1 tRNA gene and 1 rRNA gene are annotated in these 1,948 nt (G+C 50.9%); both read right to left on the reverse strand.

The features are described 5' to 3' along the window. Window positions 1-156 precede the first annotated feature (156 nt). A tRNA-Glu gene (locus K6Y21_RS21025) sits at window positions 157-232 on the reverse strand. 164 nt (window positions 233-396) lie between these two features. Then, window positions 397-1,939: ribosomal RNA gene (locus K6Y21_RS21030) — 16S ribosomal RNA — on the reverse strand. Between the last annotated feature and the right edge of the window lie 9 nt (window positions 1,940-1,948).

The raw sequence follows: 1,948 nt of genomic DNA on the forward strand, positions 1-1,948 counted from the left end.
TTTGTTTGCTTGAATTATCACTTGCGTGATAACTCGGTATTGAATATCTCATCAAGATATTCAATGAACTTTATCAGCTTTCCAAATTGTTAAAGAGCAATGGTTTATGTAAACCACATTTAAATATTCTCAGCTTTACCCAAAAACACTTAAATGTGGTATCCCGTAGGGGATTTGAACCCCTGTTACCGCCGTGAAAGGGCGGTGTCCTAGGCCTCTAGACGAACGGGACACATAAGCTAGACTCGAAAGCATGCTTTCGACAGCTTATGCAAGGCGAACACAGTGAGCGCCCTTATTCGCTGTCCATGACTTCGGTCATTCTCTCAACTAATCAATCATACAATCTGTGTGAACACTCATTGACTCTCGTCAACAAGACAACGTCGCTTTTGGTAAGGAGGTGATCCAGCCCCAGGTTCCCCTAGGGCTACCTTGTTACGACTTCACCCCAGTCATGAACCACAAAGTGGTAAGCGTCCTCCCGAAGGTTAAACTACCTACTTCTTTTGCAGCCCACTCCCATGGTGTGACGGGCGGTGTGTACAAGGCCCGGGAACGTATTCACCGCGGCATTCTGATCCACGATTACTAGCGATTCCGACTTCATGGAGTCGAGTTGCAGACTCCAATCCGGACTACGACGGACTTTTTGGGATTCGCACACTCTCGCAAGTTAGCTGCCCTTTGTATCCGCCATTGTAGCACGTGTGTAGCCCTACTCGTAAGGGCCATGATGACTTGACGTCGTCCCCACCTTCCTCCGGTTTATCACCGGCAGTCTCCCTAGAGTTCCCACCATTACGTGCTGGCAACTAAGGATAGGGGTTGCGCTCGTTGCGGGACTTAACCCAACATTTCACAACACGAGCTGACGACAGCCATGCAGCACCTGTCTCACGGTTCCCGAAGGCACCAAAGCATCTCTGCTAAGTTCCGTGGATGTCAAGAGTAGGTAAGGTTCTTCGCGTTGCATCGAATTAAACCACATGCTCCACCGCTTGTGCGGGCCCCCGTCAATTCATTTGAGTTTTAACCTTGCGGCCGTACTCCCCAGGCGGTCTATTTAATGCGTTAGCTTTGGAGCCCACGGCATAAAGCCACAAACTCCTAATAGACATCGTTTACTGCGTGGACTACCGGGGTATCTAATCCCGTTTGCTACCCACGCCTTCGCGTCTCAGTGTCAGTTATTGGCCAGGTGGTCGCCTTCGCCACCGGTATTCCTTCAGATCTCTACGCATTTCACCGCTACACCTGAAATTCTACCACCCTCTACAAAACTCTAGCCTGCCAGTTCCAAATGCAGTTCCCAGGTTGAGCCCGGGGCTTTCACATCTGGCTTAACAAGCCACCTACACGCGCTTTACGCCCAGTAATTCCGATTAACGCTCGCACCCTCCGTATTACCGCGGCTGCTGGCACGGAGTTAGCCGGTGCTTCTTCTGTCGCTAACGTCACAGCAACGTGCTATTAACACGCTACCTTTCCTCACGACTGAAAGTGCTTTACAACCCGAAGGCCTTCTTCACACACGCGGCATGGCTGCATCAGGCTTGCGCCCATTGTGCAATATTCCCCACTGCTGCCTCCCGTAGGAGTCTGGACCGTGTCTCAGTTCCAGTGTGGCTGGTCATCCTCTCAGACCAGCTAGGGATCGTCGCCTTGGTAAGCCGTTACCTTACCAACTAGCTAATCCCACTTGGGTTCATCTTATGGCGTGAGGCCCGAAGGTCCCCCACTTTGGTCCGTAGACATTATGCGGTATTAGCAGTCGTTTCCAACTGTTGTCCCCCTCCATAAGGCAGATACCCAAGCATTACTCACCCGTCCGCCGCTCGTCAGCAGAGAAGCAAGCTTCTCTCTGTTACCGCTCGACTTGCATGTGTTAAGCCTGCCGCCAGCGTTCAATCTGAGCCATGATCAAACTCTTCAATTAAAGTTTTTT

The sequence above is a fragment of the Motilimonas eburnea genome, from assembly GCF_021295345.1.
Lineage (GTDB): Bacteria > Pseudomonadota > Gammaproteobacteria > Enterobacterales > CBDFNC01 > Motilimonas > Motilimonas eburnea.